The following is a 373-nucleotide window of genomic DNA, read 5'->3' as shown; positions in this document are numbered from 1 at the left end:
CCGTCGTGTGCCGCAAAGAGCGGTGATGGATGCTTTTTTCCGCCAGTGTGGTTCCTTCCTCCGCAGCCATATCAACATGTTTGCGCAGCAAGTATCGAACACCGAACCGGGTCAGCGGTGTGCCGCGGTCGTTGAGAAAGCCCCTTTGCTCGGCGGGACAGGGCGATACCAGACGAAGGTCACAAATTCGAAGATTCAGGATTTCCTGAATTCGTGCATCCGTATTGAACATCAGCGAGAACAGCGCGTAATCCCGCTCCAGAAGGCGTGCGGCGGTCGATACGCGCCAGGACGCTCTTGATTTCGGGCTCTTCGAGATATTCGACAGGTGCCACCCGCGCGCCCTCTTGAAGGGAAGTGTCACCACCAGTTG

1 pseudogene is annotated in these 373 nt (G+C 57.1%); it reads right to left on the bottom strand.

Features of this window, described 5'->3' with window-relative positions:
• A pseudogene (locus EN807_RS33190) lies at positions 1 to 373 on the bottom strand (integrase); the annotation flags it as partial.

It is taken from the genome of Mesorhizobium sp. M5C.F.Ca.ET.164.01.1.1 (genome assembly GCF_004792125.1).
Lineage (GTDB): Bacteria > Pseudomonadota > Alphaproteobacteria > Rhizobiales > Rhizobiaceae > Mesorhizobium > Mesorhizobium wenxiniae.
The sequence above is the reverse complement of the archived record's forward strand: the minus strand, read 5'-3'. Positions and strand labels throughout refer to the sequence as shown.